The organism is Acetobacter sp. (assembly GCF_047723915.1).
GTDB lineage: Bacteria > Pseudomonadota > Alphaproteobacteria > Acetobacterales > Acetobacteraceae > Acetobacter.
Window position 1 is genome coordinate 61538 of record NZ_JBDOBQ010000015.1, and the last position, 6494, is coordinate 68031.

Below are 6494 nucleotides of genomic sequence, written 5' to 3' on the forward strand. Positions count from 1 at the left end.
GCTAATGCGAGGCGTTCTCATCTTTGGCTGAAAAACATGTCCTATTCCCAGATTATGACCCGTATGCGTTCATGCTCGTTCATTTTAAGCTGTCTTGCCGGTACAGCCCTGGCAGGTAGCGCTTATGCGGCACCACGGGAAACGCCCCCCAAAACACCTGCCGGGAAAGAGGCGGCACCGGTTGCGCCCAAAAAGGCCGTCGTTTCAAAAGAACATGTCAAAAATGACAAAAAGCCTCTTACGCCCACAGACAATCAGGAACATCTGATGGTATGGGGCAAGGGGCATCCGTTGCTGACGGGACGTTCCCCGAACCGGAAATACACGGCCTCCCTGCTCGACACGCCGCGTTCGGTATCCGTCGTGACACAGGAGCAGATGAAACTTGTGAACGCGACCTCGTTCGAGGATGCGATGCGTACCGTGCCCGGTGTCAGTTTCCGCGCTGGTGACGCGTATGCCGTGCCGGGCGGCAATTACCCGGTGATCCGGGGCTTCGGGTCCTATAGCAACATGTTTATCGACGGGCTGCGTGACAGCGGTGTCAGCCAGCGTGAAGTTTTCGATGTCGAGGAAATGGAGGTGCTCAAAGGTCCGGGTTCGGTCTATGGCGGTCGTGGCGGCCTGGGTGGACAGATCAATATCACCACCAAGAAAGCCCAGCTTGGAAACCTGACATCCGGACAGATCGGTTTTGGCACGGCGGCCTACAAACGCGGGACGGTGGATGTCAATCGCCAGCTCGGTACATCGACCGCCGTGCGCCTGAATGCCATGGGCGACGACGCGGATACGGCAGGCCGCGAACCTGTGGGTGGCCATAAATGGGGTGTTGCGCCGTCCGTGTCTTTCGGGCTTGGCACACCGACGCGCCTGACGCTGGGGTATTACCACCTCTATTCGTTCGATATGCCGGATTATTCGGCGCCATACAGTAAAACCACGCACGAGCCGCTCAATATTCCGCGTAATACGGTTCTGGGCATGAAGGATCGGGATTTCGAACGCAGCACGACGGATCTGGGTCAGATCGTTCTGGAGCGAGACCTGTGGCACAATTTTGTATTCCGCAACACGCTCCAGTGGACCAGCACCCAGTACGACTATATTGCCACCAACCCCCAGTGGCAGAGCACATCCCTTGCCAACCAGACCATTCTGCTCGAAGCCAAATCCGGTAAATTCCACACCGACAATTTTCAGGAACAGGCGATGGTGTCGGGCATTTTCGATACCGGGCCGGTTCATCATTCGGTCAATACCGGTATTGAAGTCTCGCGCGAACGCCTGACCCGCAACGAATATTACGTCAAGGACGCGGCGGGGAACAATCTGCGGAACGGTGGTCCCTGTTCGGTTACCTATAATTGCATCAGCGCGCTCAGTCTTGGAAGCTGGAGTGCTTCAAACCCGTGGACCGGTTCCTATTCCCTTGGTGAGCCGGGCATTGCCGCACTGAATACCAATGTCACCACCGGTTCGGCCTATGCATTCGATACCATGAGCATGCTGGACGATCACCTGCTGATCAGCGGGGGCGTGCGGTTCGACCGATTCATGACATCGGCCGTGCAGGGCGATGTGGGGCTGAGCAACAACCAGAGTTTCATCAATTACCAGGCGGGTGCTGTCTACAAGCCCATCAAGCCGGTCAGTCTTTATTTTTCCTATGCGACGGCGTCCAACCCGATCGGTGTGGATGCCGGTGCGGACGGGCAGATCGCCCTTTCAAAAGCCAATACGAAACTTTCGCCCCAGAACGGAAAAAATATCGAGGTCGGTGCAAAAGCCGAACTGTTCGGCGGGCGTTTTTCCATAACCGGCTCGCTGTTCGATGGCAAAATGACCAACGCACAGGTGTCTGACGGATACGGGAACCAGATCAACGCGGGCACCCAGCGCGTGCGGGGTGCTGAAATCAATGTGGCGGGCAATATTACGCCGCGCTGGGAGGTGTTCGGTGGCTGGACATATCTGGACAGCACGGTTCTGGACGGCGGGCCGACCCATGCCAATGTGGGCAAGCGTTTTCCCTACACACCCGGGAACTCGGTAACGTTGTGGAGCACGTATAAGATCCTGCCCCAGTTCAAGGCCGGCGGCGGGCTGACATACATGAGCAAACGCTACACCAACGTCAACGATTCCACCTGGGTGCCGGAATACGTGCGACTGGATATGGTTGCCGATTATCAGATTACCCGCACGCTGGACCTGCAGGCCAATCTTCAGAACCTTACGAACAAACGTTACTATGACAGGATCTATACGAACTATTCGCGTATCGCGGCGGGGCGTGCGGTCACGTTCCAGCTAAGTTTCAAGATGTAGGGCCGGGGCTGTCGGCAGCCGGATCTCGCATCGCAGGCCGGGCTGGTTGTCCAGCAGCCGGATCTGGCCTTTATGGAGCCGGACAATGGCCCTGACCATGCTCAGGCCCAGTCCGGTGCCCGGAACGGAGCGGCTGCGGTCAAGCCGGACCATTTTTTCAAAAACCCGCTCGCGCTCTTCAGCGGGAATGCCCGGGCCGTTATCGGCGATCGTGACAAGGGCATACGCTCCCGACATCGTGGCTGACATGACAACAGTACTGCCTGCCGGGCAATGATTGGTGGCGTTTTCGAGCAGGTTCGCCAGGATCTGGATCAGCAGCACCCTGTTGCCCGGAACGGTCATGTCCTGCGCGGGGGGGATAAGTGTCAGCGCCTGTCCGCGGTCTTCAAGGATCGGGCGATACAGCTCGGCAATGGCGGCCAGCAGGTCCCGCACGGACAGGTTCTGGCTGTCGGGCACCCGGTCGTCCGCCTCCATCTGGGCGAGTTTCAACAGGGACGAGAAAATTTCAAGGGCTTCGTCCAGGTTGTTCTGCGCCTCGGCCAGTGCTTCGGCCTGGGCCGGTGCCAGCCTGCCCTGCGCCACGTCGTCCAGGTGCTGGCCAAGATGGGCAAGGGGGCGCCGCATGTCATGGGCAATATCGTCGGTAATCTGGCGTACGCTTGCGATCAGGCTTTCGTTTCTTTCCAGCATGGCGTTCAGGCTGGTGGCCAGATGGTCGAATTCGTCGTTCGTCGCGTTCAGGGGCAGCCTGCGCGACATGTCGCCGCGCATGATATCGCGGGCGGTCTGGCTGATGGTTTCGATCTTGCCCAGCACCAGACGGCTGAGAACGAAACCGCCACTAATGCCGATGACGATAAACCCCGCGGCGCTCCATGCAAGCATGGCCCACAGGTAATGGTGCAGGGTGCGCAGCGGCTTGGCGTTGATCCCCACGAACAGGTATCCGCCGTCATGCAGCATGAGGCCGTAGCCCATGACGGGACGATGCTCCGGGGCGGCTATGTCATGGTTCCAGGCCAGTGTGCGCCAGCCCGGAACGGGCCTGAGCCGGAGCATATTGCCAATGACGACCTGCCCTTGCGCATCTTCCAGCAGGTAATGAAAACCCGGTTCGTTTTTGACAAGTTCGCTTATGACCGGCTGAAGATGTTGGATATCGGGGCTGCGTGCGTCCGACAGGGCCTCGTCCCGTTCGTTGGTGACGGCGTGCTGCATCTGCAATGTCAGCAGGTGCAGGCTGTGGGAACCCGAAAGGGCGATGACCGTCACCCCGCTGATGACAAAGCAGCAGGCGAACATGGCAACGATACGGAATGACGAACTGCGCAGAACCGATAGCCGGTGCGTGTACGATCCGGGCTGGCGTGTCATGCTAATGGTTCCGCAGGATATAGCCCTGATTCCGGATGGTGTGAATGAGCGGTGGCGCGTCCCGGCCCAGCCGTTCTCTCAGCCGGCTGATATGTGTTTCAATCAGATTGGTGCGGACCGGAAAATCGATGTCCCATACGGCTTGCAGGAGCATCTTGCGCGACACGATCACGAGCGGATGGCGCATGAAATATTCCAGCAGTTTCATTTCCTGTTCCTGTATGTAAAGCTTGGCGCCGGCGCGGCGCACTTCCCTGCCCAGCAGGTCAAGCTCGAGATCCGCGAAAATCAGCCGTGTTTCGCTCAAGGGTTCCCTGGCCCGCCGGAGCAGGTTTTCCACCCGTGCCGACAGTTCCGTCAGCGCAAAGGGTTTGACCAGATAGTCATCCCCCCCGCTGCGCAGGCCGCTGACACGGTCATGAATACCGTCCATTGTCGTCAGAAAAAGCACGGGTGTCTGTACATTGATCGCGCGCAGCCGGGTCAGGACGCTCAGGCCGTCAAGGCCGGGCAGCCGGCGGTCCAGGATCATGCAGTCCCAGTGCCGCGACGTGGCCAATGCCAGGCCACGTTCCCCATCGGCCACCGTTGTGATGCGGATATGGGAATGCTCGAAAAACCGTTCGATATAGGCCGCAGTACTGGCGTCATCCTCGATCAGGAGAACGGATGAGGTGGGGGCATGGGTGTCTGCGGTCATGACGGTGCTCCGAAAAGCGTGAAATGCGTGGAACGGGGCTGGTGTCGATGCTGTGCTGTGTCCGGTGCCGGATATGCAACGGGTGCTGCACGCCATGCCGGGGTCTGGCGGGTGCCCGCCGGGGTTGAGGCAGCGTTCCGCCGGTGCCGTCCTGTGCAGTTATCAAACCACGCCACCCCGACAAGACGGAACAGGCAAGATTGGGCATTGTTAATCATGACCGGATTGCACTGTGCGACAGACCGATCGCATGTGGCGTTTCGAGGGCGGTGCGATGAACGGGGTTGCCTGTCGGGCTTTCTGGCCGGGCATGGCCGGGTGGCCCTGCCGCGCCGCAGGCCGGGGCGTGCAGGGTCCGGGCGGTACGGGGCAGGCAGGAACCTGCCGCCCGGCCTGTTATTTCGCTCCGTTATGGTGTTGTTCCGGTGCAGTTCAGTCTTGTATGCTGTTGCCCGTCCTGATCGAAGTTTTCCGCGCGCAGCCATGCGGTAAAACCCTGGCGGATGCGTGGCCAGTCGCTGTCGGTCATGGCAAACCACGCGGTGTCGCGGTTCTGGCCCTTGACCACCATGTGGTTGCGAAAAATCCCTTCAAACCGGAATCCGAACCGCTCCGCCGCCCGTCTGGAGGGCGCGTTCAGGGCATTGCATTTCCATTCGAACCGGCGATAGCCCAGTGTATCGAAGACGTATGATGCCAGCAGATAGACGCTTTCGGTGGTGACACGGGTGCGCGCGATGGCCGGCCCCCACAGGATATGCCCGATTTCAATAACGCCATGCTGCGGGGTAATCCGCATCAGGGCCTGGCGTCCTTCGGCACGGCCGGTTGCCCGGTCGATAACGGCAAAGAACATGGGGTCGGCCGAGAGCGCGGCATTTTCGATCCAGGTCCTGAAGGTCGCGGCGTCGGGGGTGGCCTCGGGCAGATAGCGGAACCGTTCATCGGCTCCGGGTTCCAGGGCCGAATGCAGCAGCTCCGCCGCATGGCGTGCGGGATCGAGCGGTTCCAGACGGGCATAGTGCCCCTCCAGACTCTGGCGGGCGGGTTCGGGCGCCCCGGCCCAGTGTGTCAGATCTGTACTCATCGTCCGTCCAGGCGCTATGATGGGTAAGGGTGCGAGCATATCGTGCTGCGCGCATGTCCGACAGTGCCGCAGGCAGGCATGGCAAAAGCCGCGTATGGCGTTTTCAGGTACGGTTTTTAAGGCATGTGCGGGCTCTGGCCATGGCCTGCGCCCGTTTTGGCGCTGGCTGCCGGTCGGGTCAGTGGGCTGGTTGCGGGGCTGGTCGCGGATTGTGGCAGGCTGAATGCGGCAGCCGGGCTAGCGCCATAACGCGGCCAGAACCGGCACGACAAGGGCGGTCAGCAGGCCGTTCAGGCCGATGCCCAGCGCGGCAAAGGCGGCACCCGTTTCGTCTATGGCCGCGATCTGGGCCGCTGCGATCCCGCTGCCTGCTACCCCGGCGGCAAGCCCATGGGCGCGCAGGTCCTCTATGGCGAACTGCCTGAGCATATGCCGCCCGATCATGGCGGCCACGATCCCGCCCAGTATGGCAAGGGCCGCCGTCAGTGCGGGCACGCCCCCGATCTGGAGGGAGACGGTCATGGCGATAGGTGTTGTCACGGCCTTTGGCGCCATGGACAGGGCAACGTCACGCGTGCCGCCCAGCGCCCATACAAGGCCTACGCCGCTTATGACCGATGTGAGAGATCCTGCGAGCAGCGCCAGCCCTATGCTGGTCAGGTTACGCCAGACCAGCCCGAAATTTTCCGCCAGCGGCACGGCCAGCGCAACCGTGACCGGGCCGAGCAGGAAGTTGATGAACTGCGCTCCGGTAAAATAGGTCTGGTAAGGCGTGCCTGTTACAAGCAGGCCAGCCCCCACCAGAACGATTGCGATCAGCACGGGGCTGGCATAGGCCGCCCCCCCGCAGCGCGCCTGGATATGGCGCCCGGCCACATACGCCCCCAGCGTCACTACCAGCCAGAGCAGGGGCGTGCTGGACAGGGGTGTCCACAGGGCATTGAACGCTGCAGTCATGCGGCGGGCCTTTGGTCGGGGCGGGGGACGACAGGGGTG

General features: G+C 60.8%; 5 protein-coding genes. 1 reads left to right on the plus strand and 4 read right to left on the minus strand.

Going from position 1 to position 6494, the window contains the following annotated elements; translation table 11 throughout:
• Window positions 1-267: 267 nt before the first annotated feature.
• On the plus strand, window positions 268-2331 hold the full coding sequence (locus tag ABF990_RS09640; RefSeq protein ID WP_415500175.1) for a TonB-dependent receptor: 2064 nt from the start codon (window positions 268-270) through the stop codon (window positions 2329-2331).
• Here the strand turns inward: ABF990_RS09640 and ABF990_RS09645 are convergent.
• From ABF990_RS09645 to ABF990_RS09660, 4 genes are all read right to left on the minus strand, one after another.
• Window positions 2314-3711 (minus strand): ATP-binding protein, encoded by a 1398-nt coding sequence (locus ABF990_RS09645; protein WP_415500174.1) that lies wholly within the window; start codon window positions 3709-3711, stop codon window positions 2314-2316. The genes ABF990_RS09640 and ABF990_RS09645 overlap by 18 nt on opposite strands.
• A gap of 1 nt (window position 3712) precedes the next feature.
• On the minus strand, window positions 3713-4411 hold the full coding sequence (locus ABF990_RS09650) for a response regulator transcription factor (protein WP_415491236.1): 699 nt from the start codon (window positions 4409-4411) through the stop codon (window positions 3713-3715).
• 409 nt (window positions 4412-4820) lie between these two features.
• Window positions 4821-5498: a GNAT family N-acetyltransferase gene (locus ABF990_RS09655; RefSeq protein ID WP_415500173.1), complete on the minus strand. Its 678-nt coding sequence runs from the start codon at window positions 5496-5498 to the stop codon at window positions 4821-4823.
• 237 nt (window positions 5499-5735) lie between these two features.
• Window positions 5736-6494 (minus strand): LrgB family protein (locus ABF990_RS09660; protein WP_415506583.1); only part of this gene is annotated, 759 nt, incomplete at its 5' end.

Coding starts and splice junctions, on each gene's coding strand:
- ABF990_RS09640 (WP_415500175.1), top strand. CDS start 268: ATGGTATGGGGCAAGGGGCATCCGTTGCTGACGGGACGTTCCCCGAAC.
- ABF990_RS09645 (WP_415500174.1), bottom strand. CDS start 3,711: ATGACACGCCAGCCCGGATCGTACACGCACCGGCTATCGGTTCTGCGC.
- ABF990_RS09650 (WP_415491236.1), bottom strand. CDS start 4,411: ATGACCGCAGACACCCATGCCCCCACCTCATCCGTTCTCCTGATCGAG.
- ABF990_RS09655 (WP_415500173.1), bottom strand. CDS start 5,498: ATGAGTACAGATCTGACACACTGGGCCGGGGCGCCCGAACCCGCCCGC.